Origin of the sequence: Mesorhizobium sp. BR1-1-16 (assembly GCF_020165495.1) — a bacterium.
GTDB lineage: Bacteria > Pseudomonadota > Alphaproteobacteria > Rhizobiales > Kaistiaceae > Kaistia.
This window is the reverse complement of record NZ_JAIUIE010000003.1, coordinates 164647-180168: the sequence shown is the minus strand read 5'-3', so window position 1 is coordinate 180168 and position 15522 is coordinate 164647. Positions and strand designations below refer to the sequence as shown.

Here is a 15522-nt window from a genome sequence, read left to right as displayed (position 1 = left end):
TCAAGCAACCTCGAACCAGGCCATCATCCCGGTCTCCTGATGCTCGATGATGTGGCAATGCATCATCCAGCGCCCTGGATTGTCGGCGACGAAGGCGACCTCGATCGTCTCTTCCGGAAGCAGCAGCACGGTATCGGCAAAATGCGGCGGCAGCGTCCGCTTGCTGGAGCGAAGCACCGTGAAGCTGTGGCCATGCACATGGATCGGGTGCATGCGGGGCGTCACATTCTTGAGCGTGCAGCGATACGTCGTGCCGCGTGTGAACCTCGCGATCGGCGGCGGCAGGCGGTCCATGCCGGAACCCGGCCAGGACTGCTTGTTGATCGCCCAGAGACTGCCTGCCGAAAGGCAGAGCGGCCCAAGCGGGCCGCCATCTTCGCCCGCTGCGTCCGCCACCGCCGCACCCGTCGCGGTCGCCGAAAAGGTGAAAAGCTGCTGCTCGGCCTTGCCGAGGTCTGGTGGCGCGATGCGGGCGGCGGCCAGAGGCGCGGGATCGAAGCGCTGGGTTCGGATCGCGGGGCCGCGCGCGACGAGCCTCGCCAGAGGCACTGGCGACGCCGCGAAATAGTCGAACATCGTCACGCTGCCGCCATCGGCCGGCGTGCGCAGCACGACATCGATCCGCATCGCCGGGCCCATTTTCCAGGAGCGCAGCGGGAAGGGCGGGCAGGCGAGGCCGTCAATGGCAACCACCACTGCATCTGCGCCGTCAAAGCCGATCTCGGACACGCGGGTCGGATCGACATTGAGGACGCGGAGCCGCACATCGGCAGATGCGGGAACTTCGATATCGGGATTGCTGGCGCCGTTGACGCTGCGCACCGTACCGAACGTTCCGGCTTTGCCTGCGCCTTCCAAAGTCAGGAATGGCAGGAAGCCGGATCGATCGGGGTTCAGCCGCCAGTCGCGCACCGCGAGAATGCGCTCGGCGTCATAGGGCTCGGTTTCGTCGCCCTCGATGATCAAGAGGCCCATCAGGCCGCGGCCGAGCTGCTCGACGGTGTTGCAATGGGTGTGGAAGAAGAAAGTGCCGGGATCGGGCGGCACGAAGGAATAGTCGTAGCTTTCGCCGGGTTCGACGGGCTGCTGCACCAGATAGGGCACGCCGTCCTGGTCGTTCGGCAGGCGAATGCCATGCCAGTGGATCGAGACATGCTCGCCCGGCCGTGTGAGGCCATTGATCAAATGCGTGTCGAGCCGCTGGCCGAGCTTCAGGCGGACGATCGGCGGCGTGGCCTGATCGGTGAAGGTCCAGAGCGGGAGCGCGTGGCCGTTCGAACAGGGCAGGGCCAGCTGACGCTCGGCCGCCGTGAGATCGAGACGAACGGTCGTCTCGGGACCAGGCGGCAGCGGCGGCGGCAAAGCGCGGGAGAAAGCGGGCGCCGCGTCAGGGCGGCCGAACAGCCCGGCGCCGGCGAGCGCGGCGGCACCGACGAGAACGGAGCGGCGGGAGAGCATCGCTTGTGTCCGCTTTCTAGGTCCGGCCGCCGGGTTCGGCGGCCGGAACTGTCTCTAGGCTCGGCGATGGAGCCCGTCCATGTGGCGTGTCGCCATGGCAGTCGCGAGCCGTCCTTGCCGCTTACTTCTCGACGGCGTCGGGATTATCCAGGCTGTCGGACCCCTCGACCTTGACCTCGACTCCGAGGAGCGCGACGACCGATTCCAGCGCCCGTGTCTGGGCGACCAGGCCGTCGATCGCGTCCTGCACGATCTTGTTGCCCTTGTCGTTGCCGGCACCGATCATCTGGTCATAGGCCATCTCGCCCGAATCCGCGGTCGCCTTGAGGACGCCCATCTTCGCCATCGCATCGGCCATGGCATCGTCGACGCGCTTTGCCGCTTCGGGGCTCTTCGCGGCGACGAGATCGCGCAGGCTGGCGCCATCGACGAGCGAGCCGTCCGGACGCGTGTAGCGGGCATTCCAGATCGAGACGATGCCAACCTCATCGAAGAAGTGGCTGTTATGCGTGTTGTCGGAGAAGCAATCGTGCTCTTCCTCCGGATCATGCAGCAACAGGCCGAGCTTCATGCGCTCGCCGGCAAGCTCGCCATAGGAGAGCGAGCCGATGCCGGTCAGGATCGTCGCGAGACCGCCATTGACGCCCTTGGCTTCCAGTTCCTTGCGGGCGGAACCATCGACCTGCCAGGCGTCGACTGCCTTCTGCAGGTCAGCGATCAGCATGTCCGTCGCGACGCGGAGATAATCGGCGCGGCGATCGCAATTGCCATGCGTGCAGTTCTTGACGTCATAGTCGGTTGCGGGCCGATTGCCGGCACCCGGTCCGGTCCCGTTGAGATCCTGGCCCCAGAGCAGGAACTCGATGGCGTGATAGCCGGTCGCGACATTCGCCTCGACATCGCCCGCGCTCTGCAGCTTGGCCAGCAATTCGGGAGTGATCGTGGAGGCATCGACCTTGTCCGGACCGATCTGGATCTGCTTGTTGGCGATCACGTCGGCGGCATAGAGCGGATTGGAATCGGACGTTTCGCCATAGGTCTTGGCGTCGACATAGTCGATCAGTCCTTCGTCGAGCGGCCAGGCGTTCACTGCGCCGTCGAGGTCATCCGACGCCGTATTGGCGAAGCGATAGCCCTCGGCCTGCATATAGGCCGGGCGCGAGGCCTTCCAGGCATCGCGGGCAAGCGCCAGTGTCGCCGGAGACGGATTGGCGATCAGGACGCCGACCGCGGCACGGAGCGCCTCGGCGCCGTCGAGCGAGTCCTGATACTTGGCCTCGGCAATGTCGGCATAGGTCTTCAGCACGGCCTCAGGCGTCGGTCCGTCGGCTGCGAAAGCCGGCGTCGCCGCGGCGATGGCCGCAGCCGCGCAGGCGGCGAGAAGAAGCTTTCCGATCATCAGTCCCGTCTCCATCGATTGGCCGGCACACGGCTCGGAGGCACGTTTGGCCTTGTTGAAGGCCTGAGTCAAGAATATCCAACTGATTGAAATTATTCCAATTCTAGACTTGAGCGCCGTGCGGCGAATTGGGCCTTGCACGAAGTGAAATGATATAACATAACGTATCGCAACAGATGCGAGATGCGGAGCCCGCAGGCCTTGTCCATTGAAAGCAATACCGGCTTTGCCGCTGGTTCGGCGATGAAGGCTGGCGGGGATCGTGACCACGATCATGCCCATAATCATTCTCAGGCGCATGACAGCGACGCGGCTGCCAAGACGTTTTCGCCGTTCCTCGCCTCGGTGCTCGATCGGCTCGGTCTCGCCGTCGTCTTTGCCGGTCTCGTATGGATCGGCGTCTTCTGGGCCGTGCGCTGAGATCATGGCTTCGTCCCCCGCCATCCATTGCCGCGACCTGACGCTGTCCTATCGGCGTCACCCGGCCGTGCACCATCTCACCGGCACCTTTGCGCCCGGCTCCTTCACCGCTGTCGTCGGCCCCAATGGCGCTGGCAAGTCGACCCTGCTCAAGGGCATTGTCGGATTGGTCCGGCCGGATGGCGGATCGATCGAGGTGACAGGCGCGCGCCGCAGCGATATCGCGTATCTGCCGCAGCAGGCCGCGCTCGATCGCGGCTTTCCGATGCGGGTCCTCGATCTTGCCGCGATGGGCCTCTGGCGGCGGACCGGTCCGTTTCGGCGCATCGGCGCCGCGCTGCTTCGGGAGGTCGAGGCGGCGCTCGACGCGGTCGGTCTTTCGGGTTTTGAGGAGCGCATGGTCGGCAGCCTTTCCGGCGGCCAGTTCCAGCGCGCGCTGTTTGCGCGGCTTCTGCTTCAGGATGCCCGGTTGATCCTGCTCGACGAACCCTTCGCCGCGATCGACGGGCGAACGGCCGATGCACTTTTGGGGCTGGTCGGCCGCTGGCACAGGGAAGGCCGGACCATCATCGCCGTCCTGCACGATTTCAATGCCGTGCGGCAGCACATTCCCAAGACGCTGCTGATCGCCCGCGACCCCATCGCGTGGGGGCCGACTTCCGAGGTGCTGACCGAGGCGAATATCGCCCGCTCGCGCGGGCTGGACGAGGCGTTCGATAGCGATGCCGAGCTTTGCGAGCGTCCGGCAGCATGACCACCTTCAATCTGCTCGTGGCGCCGTTTCTCGAATTCGGCTTCATGCGGCGTGCCCTGATCGGCTGCCTGGCGCTGTCGCTTTCCGGAGCGCCGATCGGCGTGTTCCTGGTGCTGCGGCGCATGAGTCTGATGGGCGATGTCATGTCGCATGCCATCCTGCCCGGGGCGGCGATCGGCTTCCTGCTCTCGGGCTTCTCGCTGTTCGCGATGACGCTCGGCGGGGTCGTCGCCGGACTTGCGGTGGCGCTGGCGGCGGGGTTCATCTCGCGTACCACGCCGCTGAAGGAGGATGCGAGTTTCGCGTCCTTCTATCTGGTCTCGCTCGGCCTCGGTGTGCTGATCGTCTCGCTGAAAGGCTCGAATGTCGACCTGCTGCATGTGCTGTTCGGCAATGTGCTCGCGCTCGACGATGCGGCGATCTACCTGATCGCCTCGATCGCGACGGTCACGTTCCTGGCCTTTGCTTTCGTTTACCGCCTGCTGGTGGCGGAATGCTTCGATCCGGGCTTCCTGCGCAGTGTCGGTGGCGCGGGCGGGGCCGTGCATTTCCTCTTTCTGGTGCTGGTGGTGCTCAATCTCGTCGGCGGATTCAATGCGCTCGGGACGCTGATGGTGGTTGGCCTGATCATCCTGCCGGCCGCATCCAGCCGTTTCTGGAGCGAGTCGATCGGCGGTCAGATCATCGCATCCGCGCTGATCGCCGTGGTCTCGTCCTATGTCGGTCTCGTCGTCTCCTACCATGTCGCCGTGCCGACCTCGCCCGCCATCATCCTGACGGCCGGCGCCATCCATGCGCTGTCGCTGCTGGTGGGGCGGCACGGCAGTTTCCTGAGACAGATGCTGCGAGCGCAGCATTTGAGGGGCTAGTTTCTTCTTCCTGCAACGGAGCTATCCATGCGGATTACCAAAGTCCTCCTCGCCGCAGCGCTTGCGGCAGGGCTCTCCAGTCCTGCCTTCGCGGCTGAAAAGCTGAAGGTCGTCGCGAGCTTCTCGGTTCTCGGCGATCTCGCCTCCGAAGTCGGCGGCGACCTTGTCGACGTTACGACGCTGGTCGGGCCGAATGGCGATGCGCACACCTTCGAGCCGAGCCCTCAAAATGCCAAGGCGCTCGGCGAGGCCGCAGTGCTGGTCGAGAACGGGCTCGGCCTCGAGCATTGGATGCAGCGCCTGGTCGCCGCTTCCAATTTCAAGGGCGAAACCGTGATCGCCTCAAAGGGCGTCGAGCCGCGCCTCTGGCAGGGCGATGCCGATGAGGCCGAGGAACTGGAGAAGAACGCCGACGGCAAGGCGATCGATCCGCATGCATGGCAGGATCCGCGCAACGGCATTCTCTATGTGAACAACATCGTCGCCGGGTTCTCGGCTGCCGATCCGGCTCACGCAAGCGACTACAGGCGCAATGGCGATGCGCTCAACGAACAGCTCACCACCATCCATGACCGTCTGGCCGCCGAGTTTGGGAAGCTGCCCGAGGCCAAGCGCCGCATCGTGACCAGCCATGACGCCTTCGGCTATTTCGGCGCTGCCTATGACATCCAGTTCATCGCGCCGGAAGGGCTTTCGACCGAAGCCGACGTCTCGGCGGCTGATGTCGCCAAGATCGTGCGGCAGGTGAAGGACGAGCATATCCAGGCGATCTTCGTCGAGAACATCACCGATCCGCGCCTGATCGACCAGATCGCCCGCGAAAGCAGCGTCAAGGTCGGCGGGGAGCTGTTCTCCGACGCTCTCTCGCCGAAGGACGGGCCTGCCCCGACCTATGTGAAGATGTTCCAGAACAATGAGAGCCAACTGCTCGCAGCCATGAGCGGCAGCTAGTTCAAGGCGTCGGCGCGCTGGGTTGTCAGCGCGCCGCGAGCGCCGCCTCGACGGCGGCGCGCCGAGGCATCGGCGCCACTGCGCCATAGCCCTCGGTTGCAAGGCCAGCCGCCGCATTGGCATAAACCGCGGCCGCGAACGGCTCGCCATGGGCGAGATATTCCGCGAGAAAGGCGCCGTCGAACGTATCGCCGGCGCCTGTCGCGTCGAGCGGCCGGACGGGGATCGGCTCGATCTGCTGCCGCCGCTCGGTCGTCGCGACCAGGGCTCCGGCGCCGCCCTGCGTGACGATGGCGATCCGGGCGCCGTGTCCGAGATAGAAATCGGCGACCTTGCCGGGATCCGTGAGCCCGGTCAGCGCTGTCGCATCCTCGATGCTTGTCTTGACGATATGGGCAAGGCTGGCCGCCGCATGGATGACGGCGCGGGCGCGGTCGATCGGCCAGAGCCGGCTCCGCAGATTGGTATCGTAGGAAACAAGCCCTCCGGCCGCACGGATCGTGTGCATCGCGAGGAAAACCGCGTCGGCTGCCGCCGCGGAGATCGCCTGGCTGATGCCGGAAGCATGCAGGATGCGCGCGCCGCGGATATAGTCGAGGGGCAGTTCGGCGGGCTCGAGAAGGCTCGCGGCCGAGCCTGCCCGCCGGTAGGTGAACTCATGGCCGTCAGGCCCATGCGTCACGAAATAGAGGCCGGTCGGCGCGTGGGCATCGCGTTTCACCGCACTCGCATCGACGCCTTCCATCATCCAGAGATCGAGGAAGGACTGCCCGAAGCTGTCGGTGCCGATGGCCGTCAGCATCCCAACCGAGGCTTCCTGCCGTGCGGCGGCGATGGCGGCGTTGGACGCATCGCCGCCATGGCCGGGATGAAACACGGTCTCGCCCTTCGGCTGGTTCAGCTCGAACATCGGCTCGCCGATGCAGATGATGTCGGGGCTCACGTGCTTCTCCTCGCTCAAGGCCGCGCATTTCTGAAGCCTTGAGCGTTTTCATGCAAGCGCTGGAGAGCGAGCGGATGCGATCGATCAGTGTGCGGTGGCGGCGAGACCGATATCGTCGAGCACAGCGAGAACATCAGCGGACAGCACGAGGTCGCCGGCGGCGAGATTTTCCGAAAGATGCGCCGTTGATGAGGTGCCCGGGATCAGCAGGATGTTCGGCGAGCGCTGAAGCAGCCAGGCCAGTGCCACCTGCATCGGCGTGGCGCCGAGCTGTGCCGCGACATTGGAGAGTGCCGAGGATTGCAGAGGCGAAAAGCCGCCGAGCGGGAAGAACGGCACATAGGCGATGCCATCGCTGGCGAGCGCGTCGATCAGTGCGTCGTCGTCGCGATGAGCGATGTTGTAGAGATTCTGGACGCAGACGATTTCGGTGATTGCTCGTGCTGTTTTGACCTGCGCCGCGGTCGCATTGCTGATGCCGATATGACGGATCAACCCGCGCCGCTTCATGTCGGCAAGCGTCTCGACCGCAGTCTCGATTGGGCCCTCGGCCGGTCCGTGCGTCGAGAACATCAGGCGCAGATTGACGACCTCGAGGACGTCAAGACCGAGATTCGCGAGGTTTTCCTGAACCTGCTCTTCCAGCTCGGCCGGCGAGGCTGCCACGTTCCATGACGCATCCTCGCCGCGCCGTGCGCCAATCTTGGTCACGATGGTGAGGTTGTCGGGATAAGGATGCAGCGCTTCGCGGATGAGACGATTGGTGACGTGCGGGCCGTAGATATCGGCCGTGTCGATATGGTCGACGCCGCTTTCCACGGCTGCGCGCAGGACCGCCAAGGCGGCGGCATGATCGCGCGGCGGCCCGAAGACACCGGGCCCGGCCAGCTGCATCGCACCGTAGCCGATGCGCTTCACGGTGCGGTCGCCGAGGCGGAAGGTGGTCGAGGTGTCGGTTCGGTTCATGCTCAATCTCCGGTGAGGACGTCCCGGAGATAGGCCTTGCTCCGCTGCGCGATAATCATGCACGGTCCGCACGGGCTGTACGGAAAGGCGAACAATGAAGACCGATCTCGGCGATCTCGATGCGTTCGTGGCTGTCGCACGGGCTGGCGGCTTCCGTGAAGCCGCACGCGTCGAGGGCGTGAGCGCATCGAGCCTCAGCGAGGCCGTGCGTCGACTCGAACAGCAACTCGGCCTCCGCCTCCTCAACCGCACGACGCGCAGCGTGCGCGCCACCGAGGCAGGACAGGGTCTGCTCGATCGGCTGGAGCCCGCGCTGGGCGAGGTGCGGGCCGCGCTCGACATCGTCGACGGCTATCGCGACCGGCCCGCCGGCACGCTCCGCCTCAATGTCCCCGTCGCGGCGGTGCGGCTGGTGCTGCCGGCGATCGTGCCCGGTTTTCTCGCCACCTATCCCGAGATCCGGTTGGAGATCACGGCCGAGGACAGTTTCGTCGATCTGATCGCCGCCGGCTGCGACGCCGGCATCCGCTATGACGAGCGGCTGGAGCAGGACATGATCGCGGTTCCGATCGGTCCACGCGTGCAGCGTTTTGCCGTCGCCGCCGCGCCGTCCTATCTCGATCGCCGGGGCAGGCCGAGCCATCCGCGCGACCTTCTCGGCCACGACTGCCTGCGCTTCCGCTTTTCCAGCGGAGCGCGCCATCCGTGGGAATTCCAGCGTGGCGATGAGGTCGTGCATGTCGATCCGCCGGGGCCGTTCGAAATCCGGCCGGCGGGCGAGATCGGCCTTGCCATTGATATCGCGCTCGGCGGGGTCGGCATCGTCGCGGCTTTCGAAACCTGGCTGCGCCCGCATCTCGACGCCGGTACGCTTGAGCCCGTACTCGAGGACTGGTGGCTGAGCTTCACCGGCCCCTTCCTGTATTTTCCGGGGCGCCGGCTGGTGCCGCCGCCGCTCCGGGCCTTCGTCGATTATATAAAGAGCCGTCCGGCGTAGCCGGAGGCTGGATCCTCAGACGGTGCCTTCGATCGCGCGCCGGAACAGCGTTTCATATTCCTTTTCGCCGATCGCGATGGGATTGCCGCCATTCGACGGGTCGTGCTCGGCCATCCTGGCAGCGTCCGGGAGGACGCTTTCGTCGACACCGATCTCCTTCAGCGTGTGCGGAATGCCGAGTTCCACGCGGAGCGCCAGCACCCAGTCGATAACGCTCGCCGCCGACTGGCCCGGCAGGTCGAGATAGCGCGCCAGCGCCGCCAGCTTGTCGGTGATCACAGGCGCGTTGTGGGCAAGGACATAGGGCATCACGACGGCATTGGTCAGGCCATGATGCGTGCCGCGCAAGCTGGAGCAGGGATGGCTCATCGCGTGCATCGCACCAAGGCCTTTCTGGAAGGCGACAGCGCCCATCGACGAGGCGATCAGCATATAGGAGCGCGCGTCGAGCCGGCTGCCATCCTTGACGGCGATCGGCAGCCAATCCTTGACGAGGCGCATGCCTTCCAGCGCGATGCCGGCGGACTGCGGATGGAAGAACGGGCTCGACCATGCCTCGAGCGAATGGCTGAGCGCATCCATGCCCGTCCAGGCCGTGATCTTCGGCGGCAGTCCAAGGGTCAGCTCGGGGTCTTCGATCACGATCTTCGGCTGCATCTTCGGATGGAAGATGATCTTTTTCGTGTGGTCGGCGGGATCGGTGATCACCGCTGCACGGCCGACTTCCGAGCCGGTCCCTGACGTGGTCGGTACGGCGACGATCGGGGCGATCCCGTTCGGATCGGCGCGCGTCCACCAGTCTTCGCGATCCTCGAAATCCCATACGGGGCGCGTCTGGCGGGCCATGAAGGCGATGGTCTTGCCGATATCCATGCCGGAACCGCCGCCGAAGGCAATGACGCCGTCATGGCCGCCAGCGCGATAGGCGGCAAGGCCGTCATCGAGATTGGCGAGGGTCGGGTTGCCGTCGACCTTCGAGAACACGGTGTAGGCCAGACCGGCGGCATCGAGCACGCCGAGGGCCTTGGCAACGACCGGCAGCGTAACGAGGCCAGGATCGGTGACGAATAGCGGGCTGGTGATGCCGGCCGCCTTCACAGCGTCAGCCAGTTCGCTGATCCGCCCCGCGCCAAAGCGGATCGCTGTCGGATAGGACCAGTTGGCGGTCAGCGAGGCGTATTGGTCGAGCATCATGGTCTCCGTGGAATCGGGATATCCGCCGTCATGTCAGGGACAAGCCCGGGCATGACGGCGGAGGGGGTCAGTCTGTTTTCGTCCTCAGATGGAATGCCTTCGGCCGCGTGAGATGCTCGTAGCCGACACGCGACAGGGTCGCGCCGCGGCCGGTCTGCTTGACGCCGACCCAGGGCAGGGCCGGATCGAGGAAGTCGCAGCGGTTCATATAGACGGTGCCGGTCTCGATGCGGTCGCCGATACTCTCGGCGGCCTCGACGTCCTCGGTCCAGATGGCGGCGGTGAGGCCGAAGGGCGAGTCGTTCATAAGACCGATCGCTTCCTCGTCCGAGGTGACCTTCATGATGCCGAAGGCCGGTCCGAAGGTTTCCTCGGTCATGAAGCGCATCGAATGGTCGACGCCGACAAGAACCTGCGGCGCCAGATAGGCGGTGCCTTCCGATGCCTCCGGGAACCGGGCAGCGTCGATCAGCGGCTTCGCGCCGGCATGAACGGCTTCGTCGATCTGCGCCTTGATGAACCGCGCGGCTTCCGCACGCACAACCGGGCCGAGCGTGGTTGCCGGATCGGTCGGGCTCCCAAGCTTGTAGGCGTTGACGGTTGCGACCACGCCCTCGACGAAGGCGTCATAGACGCTTTCATGCACATAGACGCGTTCCATGGCGCAGCAGGACTGGCCGGAATTGAAGAAGCCGCCATCCACGATGTTCTCGATCGCGAAGGGAAGGTTCACATCCGGCCGGACATAGGCCGGATCCTTGCCGCCGAGTTCCAGCGTCGTCGCCGGGAAGTTTGAGGCACCGGCGACCGATGCCATGATGTGGCGGCCGCCCGCCGTCGAACCGGTGAAGCCGACCTGGTCGACGAGGCCGGAGCGGATGACCTTGTCGGTCACCTCATGCGACATGTTCACATACTGGAAAACATCCGGCCAAAGCCCGCCCATGGCGAAGGCCGAGGCGAAATGCTCGGCAACCAGCGCCGTCTGGCTCGAATGCTTCATGACGACGGTGTTGCCGGCGAGGATGGCGGGCAGCACCGCGTTGAGCGCCGTCATATAAGGGAAGTTCCAGGCCGGCAGGTTAAGGCAGACACCGAGCGGCTCGCGGCGGATGAAGCGCTTGAAACCTTCCTTCGGGCCGACATCGATATCGGCCAGCGTCGCCGGCGCGATCTCGATCATGTATCGCGCGCGCTCCTCGAAGCCGCGCATCTCGCCATGGCCGTAGCGGATCGGCCGGCCCATCTGCCAGGCGAGCAGTTCGGCCACCTTGTCCTTCTCGGCGACCATGGCGTCGACAAAGGCGGTGGCGATCTTCTGCCGCTCAGACATGCTGGCGCTGCGCCAGGCGCGCTGCGCCGCCTTGGCGCGTTCCAGCGCGGCGAGCACATCAGCTTCGCTGGCGAGCGGGCGCTCGGCATAGATGGAGCCGTCGACCGGCGTGACGATCTTCAGGACGGGGGCGTTCATGGATGAGCCTCGATCAGGTCGTGTCGCCAAGCATGTGTCGGCGCGGATGGCGGCAATCAATACCTCTCGAAGCCGCGCTGCAACTCCCAGTCCGTGATACGGCGGTCATATTCGAACTGCTCCCAGCGGCCGGTATGGAGATAGTGCTCCACCACGGCGTCGCCGAGCACCGAACGCAGCATCGCGGAGCCGTCGAGCGCTGCCAGCGCGTCGCGCAAGGTCTTCGGCACTTCGCGGATGCCGGCTGCGCCATAGGCATCGCCCGCGAATTCTGCTTCCAGCGGCAGCTTCTCGTCCATGCCGGCGAGGCCGGCGGCGATCAGCGCGGCAAAGGCGAGGTAAGGATTGAGGTCGGCGCCACCAATGCGGCATTCGGTGCGGATCGACTTGCCCTCGCCGACGACGCGATAGCCTGCCGTCCGGTTGTCGACCGACCACACCGCCTTGGTCGGCGCGAAGGTGCCGACCTGGAAGCGCTTGTAGGAATTGATATAGGGCGCGAGGAAATAGGTCATCTCGCTCGCATGCCTCAGATGACCCGCCAGCCACGACTTCATGGTCGCTGACATGCCGAGCGGGTCCTTCGCGTCCATGAACAGGGGCTTCTTCGCCTTGGCATCCCAGAGCGAGGAGTGGATATGCGAAGAGGAGCCCGCAAGGTCGTAGCGCCACTTCGCCATGAAGGTGACGGCGCGGTTCTGGAGATGGGCGATCTCCTTGATGCCATTCTTCATGATGACGTGCTGGTCCGCCATTTCCAGCGCCTCGGCATAACGGACATTCACCTCTTCCTGGCCGGGACCCCATTCGCCCTTGGAGTTTTCGACCGGAATGCCTGCACCCATCAGTCCGTTGCGGATCGCCCGGAGCAGCGGTTCGTTCTTGGTCGTCTGGAGGATGTTGTAGTCCTCGATGTAATTGCCCATCGTCTTCAAATCGCGCCAGCGCTTGTCGCTCGCGCCCTCGAAGGTCTCGTCGAAGACGTAGAATTCGAGCTCTGAGGCGAAGAAGGCCGACATGCCGCGCTCGGAAAGCCGCTTCAGCTGCGCCTTCAGCATGGCGCGCGGGCTGTGCGCGAGATCGTCGCCGTGATGGTCGCAGACATCGGCGAGCATCAGAGCCGTGCCTTCGAGCCAGGGAATGCGGCGCAGTGATGAGACGACTGGCTTCAGAACGAAGTCGCCATAGCCCTTCTCCCAACTCGCCGCCTGGTATCCCGGCACAGGCTCCATGTCGATGTCGACGGTGAGGAGATAGTTGCAGGCATGGGTTTCATGCAACGCGCTGTCGAGGAAGAAGGCGCCGGTGAAACGCTTGCCAATCAGCCGGCCCTGCATGTCGGGGAAGGCCACGATCACCGTGTCGATCGTGCCGTTGGCGATCGCCGCCTCCAGTTCCTTCAGCGTCATGTTTCCGGCCATCGGCATGTTCCATCTTGTCAGAAGCGGTGGAGGGGAGGGGCATCGGCCCCTCCCGCGTTTTCGGGGTTCGCGATCAGGCTTCGCCGACGGCCTTTTCAGCAGCGGCGATGGCGGCCTTGCGCTTGGCGATCATGTCGCCGATCGGCGGGCCCTGGAAGCGACGGTTCTCGAAGACGAACCAGACGATGGCGGCCAATACCAGGAAGCCGATCGTGATGTAGAGCGCCCATTCGTTCGGCGGCTGGATGCCGATGACGAAGATCAGGACCATCGCGACGATGGAGAGCAGTCCGAACAGAGTGAACAAGCCTCGCCCGAGATTCCATGGCCCCATCGCAGGCCACTTGCTGGTGCCATAGGCGAAGAGGCCAAGGGCGATCGGAATGGCGAACGAGAAGAACAGGAAGATGACAGTGCACGAGACGACGATCGTATAAACAGGGGTGTCGCCGATCGAGACCAAAGAGGATCCCCAAACGAACAGCACCGCGAGGATCGAGCCGGTCCAGATCGCTGCAACCGGCGTGCGGAATTTCGGGCTGACCTTCGATAGCGCCTTGGACGCCGGCAGGCCGCCGTCGCGCGAGAAGGCAAAGATCATGCGCGAGACGGATGTCACCGTCGCCAGGCCGCACAGGAACTGCGAGACGAAGATGGCGAGGTAGAGGATCGTCTTCACGACCGGGTTCACCTGGGAGTCCATGGCCCAGAAGAAGACGTTCCAGCCCTGCTTGGCCGCGTCATCCATGTTCGGGATCATCAGCACGAACGAGCAGAGCATGATGTAGCCGAACACGGCCGCCCAAACCACCGACATGACCATGCCGCGCGGCACGGAATGGGCGGCCTTCACCGTCTCCTCGGAGGTGTGGGCCGAGGCGTCATAGCCGGTGATGGTATAGATCGGCAGCAGCAGGCCGAGCAGGAACACCCACCAGCCCGAGACTGACGGCCAGACATTGCCGCCCGCCTCGCCCGAATAGTTGGCGAAGGTGAACAGACGGGCGAAGTCATAGCTTGGCGCCGCGACCAGACAGACGATCGCCAGCACCAGCGCCGTGACGAAGATGAGGTAGCCGGAGAAGTCGGTCAGCTTCGCGGTCAGGCCGATGCCCATGTGGTTGATCAGGGCCTGCAGGCCGGTCAGGACGACGAGGAACAGCACGCGATCCGTGGTGTTGTCGACCCAGCCGAAGGTCGGCCCGAAGGCGCCGACGAAGAAGTAATAGGTGCCGACATTGATCGCGCCGAGCACGGTCACGAGACCGAGCAGGTTGAACCAGGCGGTGAGCCAGCCGGTGAAGCGGTTGCCGAGGATCGAGCCCCAATGATAGAGCCCGCCGGCCGTTGGATAGGCGGAGGAGATCTGCGCCATCGCCAGCGCGAAGACGCCCGAGATCAGGCAGCCGAGCGGCCAGCCGATGCCGATCGCGGCGCCGCCGGCGCCGGAGGTTGCCTGGGCGAGCGAATTGATGCCGCCCGAGAGAATGCAGATGATCGAGAACGAGATCGCGAAGTTGGAAAAGCGGCTCATCCGCCGCTCCAGTTCCTGCGCATATCCCATGGAATGGAGGACGTGGATGTCCGCCTTCTTGTCCTGATCGCTGTAGCTGTCGCGCACGCTCATGCCATGCTCCCGTCGCTGACCCGGCCTGATCCGGCCCTGCCCGGATCGCCGCCAGGCGATGCCCCACATCAACTGTTCCCGGTGCTGTCGTCGGCACCGTCGTCCCGGTGGTCCCTGGTCTTCGCGCCAAGGGTACCGCCGCGTCCGGCACGGGCCGAGGCCCGGCCAATCTCTAGCCGTCTGCCGCGGCCTCGCTGAAATCGATGCCGAGGCCGCGCGTGCCTGCGGCCAGCGCGTCGCCGAGCCGCCGCGTCCAGGCCTCGATGTCGGAGGGTGTCCGCAGCAGGTCATTGCGCACTTCGATCATCACATGCGGCAGGTCGCGATCGCGGCCATGCCGACGGATCGTGTAGTCGACATTGTCCTTGGCCGAATAAGGCTGGTTGTCACCGACGACGCGCGCCGGATCGGCCGCGAGCGCCGCCAGCATCGGCTCGGCGAGGCGGCGATCGTCAGCCTCGATGAGGCCGACATGCCAGGGCCGGGCAACACCTCGATAAACCGGCGTGAAGGAGTGCAGCGTAACGAAAACCGTAGGCCGGCCTGCCATGCGGCGCCCTGCCATCATAGCGTCGATTGCCGCATGAAACGGCGTCCAGACCGCGTCGATGCGGCGCGCGCGATCAGCGGAAGTGAGGTCGCCATTGCCTGGGATGGCCGTGTCTTCCGAAATCGGCGTGATGGCGTCGGGAAGCTCTGGCGCGCGGTTGCAATCGATGACGAGGCGCGAATAGGCCTGCAACACGGCCGCGCCGCCAAAACGGCGGGCAAGGGCGCGCGTCAGCAGCGCCGCGCCGGGATCCCAGGCGATATGGCGCTCAAACGCCTCAGGCGGGAGGCCGAGATCACCGAGCGCGCGCGGGACCCGGTTGCTGGCATGCTCGCAGACAAAGACGAAGGGATCGGCGCGTGCGGCGATGACCTCGACGGGCGCAGGCTCGTCGGGGCTGACAAGCGGCGCGTCGTCGGCGCCGTGCTTCATCGCCAGACCTGGGGTCGAAAGGCTCGACATGCCGACCACGGCTCCGCAAAAAGGGTTGCCGGCCGATATC

Annotated in this window: 14 protein-coding genes; 5 read left to right on the top strand and 9 right to left on the bottom strand. The window is 65.1% G+C overall.

All coding sequences use genetic code 11. The features are described 5' to 3' along the window. A complete protein-coding gene (locus LB518_RS09350) occupies positions 1-1458 on the bottom strand; it encodes a multicopper oxidase family protein (RefSeq protein ID WP_224576386.1) in 1458 nt (485 codons plus the stop codon). A 121-nt stretch (positions 1459-1579) separates the two neighbouring features. Continuing rightward, positions 1580-2857, bottom strand: coding sequence for an imelysin family protein (locus LB518_RS09345; protein ID WP_224576384.1), 1278 nt, complete (start codon positions 2855-2857; stop codon positions 1580-1582). Positions 2858-3058: 201 nt separating this feature from the next. Between LB518_RS09345 and LB518_RS09340 the strand changes: the two genes are divergently transcribed. Genes LB518_RS09340 through LB518_RS09325 form a run of 4 tightly spaced genes read left to right on the top strand, consistent with a single transcriptional unit; the run spans position 3059 to position 5851 of the window. Continuing rightward, complete coding sequence (locus LB518_RS09340) at positions 3059-3277, top strand: hypothetical protein (RefSeq protein ID WP_224576382.1); 219 nt, start codon at positions 3059-3061, stop codon at positions 3275-3277. Positions 3278-3281: 4 nt separating this feature from the next. Further along, positions 3282-4031 carry a metal ABC transporter ATP-binding protein gene (locus tag LB518_RS09335; protein ID WP_224576380.1) on the top strand — a complete coding sequence of 250 codons (750 nt, stop codon included), beginning with the start codon at positions 3282-3284 and terminating at the stop codon, positions 4029-4031. Beyond that, positions 4028-4900, top strand: coding sequence for a metal ABC transporter permease (locus LB518_RS09330; protein ID WP_224576378.1), 873 nt, complete (start codon positions 4028-4030; stop codon positions 4898-4900). Before LB518_RS09335 ends, LB518_RS09330 begins: the two co-directional genes overlap by 4 nt. Positions 4901-4927: 27 nt before the next feature. After that, complete coding sequence (locus LB518_RS09325; RefSeq protein ID WP_224576369.1) at positions 4928-5851, top strand: metal ABC transporter substrate-binding protein; 924 nt, start codon at positions 4928-4930, stop codon at positions 5849-5851. A gap of 25 nt (positions 5852-5876) precedes the next feature. Here the strand turns inward: LB518_RS09325 and LB518_RS09320 are convergent, their stop codons facing one another. Both LB518_RS09320 and LB518_RS09315 read right to left on the bottom strand, forming a co-directional pair. After that, positions 5877-6794, bottom strand: coding sequence for a sugar kinase (locus tag LB518_RS09320; RefSeq protein ID WP_224576366.1), 918 nt, complete (start codon positions 6792-6794; stop codon positions 5877-5879). Positions 6795-6878: 84 nt separating this feature from the next. Then, positions 6879-7760, bottom strand: coding sequence for an aldo/keto reductase family oxidoreductase (locus tag LB518_RS09315; RefSeq protein ID WP_224576364.1), 882 nt, complete (start codon positions 7758-7760; stop codon positions 6879-6881). Positions 7761-7854: 94 nt separating this feature from the next. On the opposite strand from LB518_RS09315, the gene LB518_RS09310 reads away from it, so the two are divergent. Further along, positions 7855-8757: a LysR family transcriptional regulator gene (locus tag LB518_RS09310; protein WP_224576361.1), complete on the top strand. Its 903-nt coding sequence runs from the start codon at positions 7855-7857 to the stop codon at positions 8755-8757. 15 nt (positions 8758-8772) lie between these two features. Here the strand turns inward: LB518_RS09310 and LB518_RS09305 are convergent, their stop codons facing one another. The 5 genes from LB518_RS09305 to LB518_RS09285 form a co-directional block, all read right to left on the bottom strand. Further along, positions 8773-9948 (bottom strand): iron-containing alcohol dehydrogenase, encoded by a 1176-nt coding sequence (locus LB518_RS09305; protein ID WP_224576358.1) that lies wholly within the window; start codon positions 9946-9948, stop codon positions 8773-8775. Between the two features lie 70 nt (positions 9949-10018). Beyond that, on the bottom strand, positions 10019-11422 hold the full coding sequence (locus tag LB518_RS09300) for an aldehyde dehydrogenase family protein (protein WP_224576356.1): 1404 nt from the start codon (positions 11420-11422) through the stop codon (positions 10019-10021). 56 nt (positions 11423-11478) lie between these two features. Then, entirely contained in the window at positions 11479-12843 is a 1365-nt protein-coding gene (locus LB518_RS09295; RefSeq protein ID WP_224576354.1) for a glutamine synthetase family protein, read from the bottom strand. Positions 12844-12916: 73 nt separating this feature from the next. Continuing rightward, positions 12917-14470 carry an amino acid permease gene (locus tag LB518_RS09290; protein WP_224576352.1) on the bottom strand — a complete coding sequence of 518 codons (1554 nt, stop codon included), beginning with the start codon at positions 14468-14470 and terminating at the stop codon, positions 12917-12919. A 172-nt stretch (positions 14471-14642) separates the two neighbouring features. Next, positions 14643-15482: an N-formylglutamate amidohydrolase gene (locus LB518_RS09285; RefSeq protein ID WP_224576350.1), complete on the bottom strand. Its 840-nt coding sequence runs from the start codon at positions 15480-15482 to the stop codon at positions 14643-14645. Positions 15483-15522 lie beyond the last annotated feature (40 nt).

What these genes read in the sequence shown, in the direction of transcription:
- LB518_RS09350 (WP_224576386.1), bottom strand. Translation starts at nt 1,458, where the DNA reads ATGCTCTCCCGCCGCTCCGTTCTCGTCGGTGCCGCCGCGCTCGCCGGC.
- LB518_RS09345 (WP_224576384.1), bottom strand. Translation starts at nt 2,857, where the DNA reads ATGATCGGAAAGCTTCTTCTCGCCGCCTGCGCGGCTGCGGCCATCGCC.
- LB518_RS09335 (WP_224576380.1), top strand. Translation starts at nt 3,282, where the DNA reads ATGGCTTCGTCCCCCGCCATCCATTGCCGCGACCTGACGCTGTCCTAT.
- LB518_RS09330 (WP_224576378.1), top strand. Translation starts at nt 4,028, where the DNA reads ATGACCACCTTCAATCTGCTCGTGGCGCCGTTTCTCGAATTCGGCTTC.
- LB518_RS09325 (WP_224576369.1), top strand. Translation starts at nt 4,928, where the DNA reads ATGCGGATTACCAAAGTCCTCCTCGCCGCAGCGCTTGCGGCAGGGCTC.
- LB518_RS09315 (WP_224576364.1), bottom strand. Translation starts at nt 7,760, where the DNA reads ATGAACCGAACCGACACCTCGACCACCTTCCGCCTCGGCGACCGCACC.
- LB518_RS09310 (WP_224576361.1), top strand. Translation starts at nt 7,855, where the DNA reads ATGAAGACCGATCTCGGCGATCTCGATGCGTTCGTGGCTGTCGCACGG.
- LB518_RS09305 (WP_224576358.1), bottom strand. Translation starts at nt 9,948, where the DNA reads ATGCTCGACCAATACGCCTCGCTGACCGCCAACTGGTCCTATCCGACA.
- LB518_RS09300 (WP_224576356.1), bottom strand. Translation starts at nt 11,422, where the DNA reads ATGAACGCCCCCGTCCTGAAGATCGTCACGCCGGTCGACGGCTCCATC.
- LB518_RS09295 (WP_224576354.1), bottom strand. Translation starts at nt 12,843, where the DNA reads ATGGCCGGAAACATGACGCTGAAGGAACTGGAGGCGGCGATCGCCAAC.
- LB518_RS09290 (WP_224576352.1), bottom strand. Translation starts at nt 14,470, where the DNA reads ATGAGCGTGCGCGACAGCTACAGCGATCAGGACAAGAAGGCGGACATC.
- LB518_RS09285 (WP_224576350.1), bottom strand. Translation starts at nt 15,482, where the DNA reads ATGTCGAGCCTTTCGACCCCAGGTCTGGCGATGAAGCACGGCGCCGAC.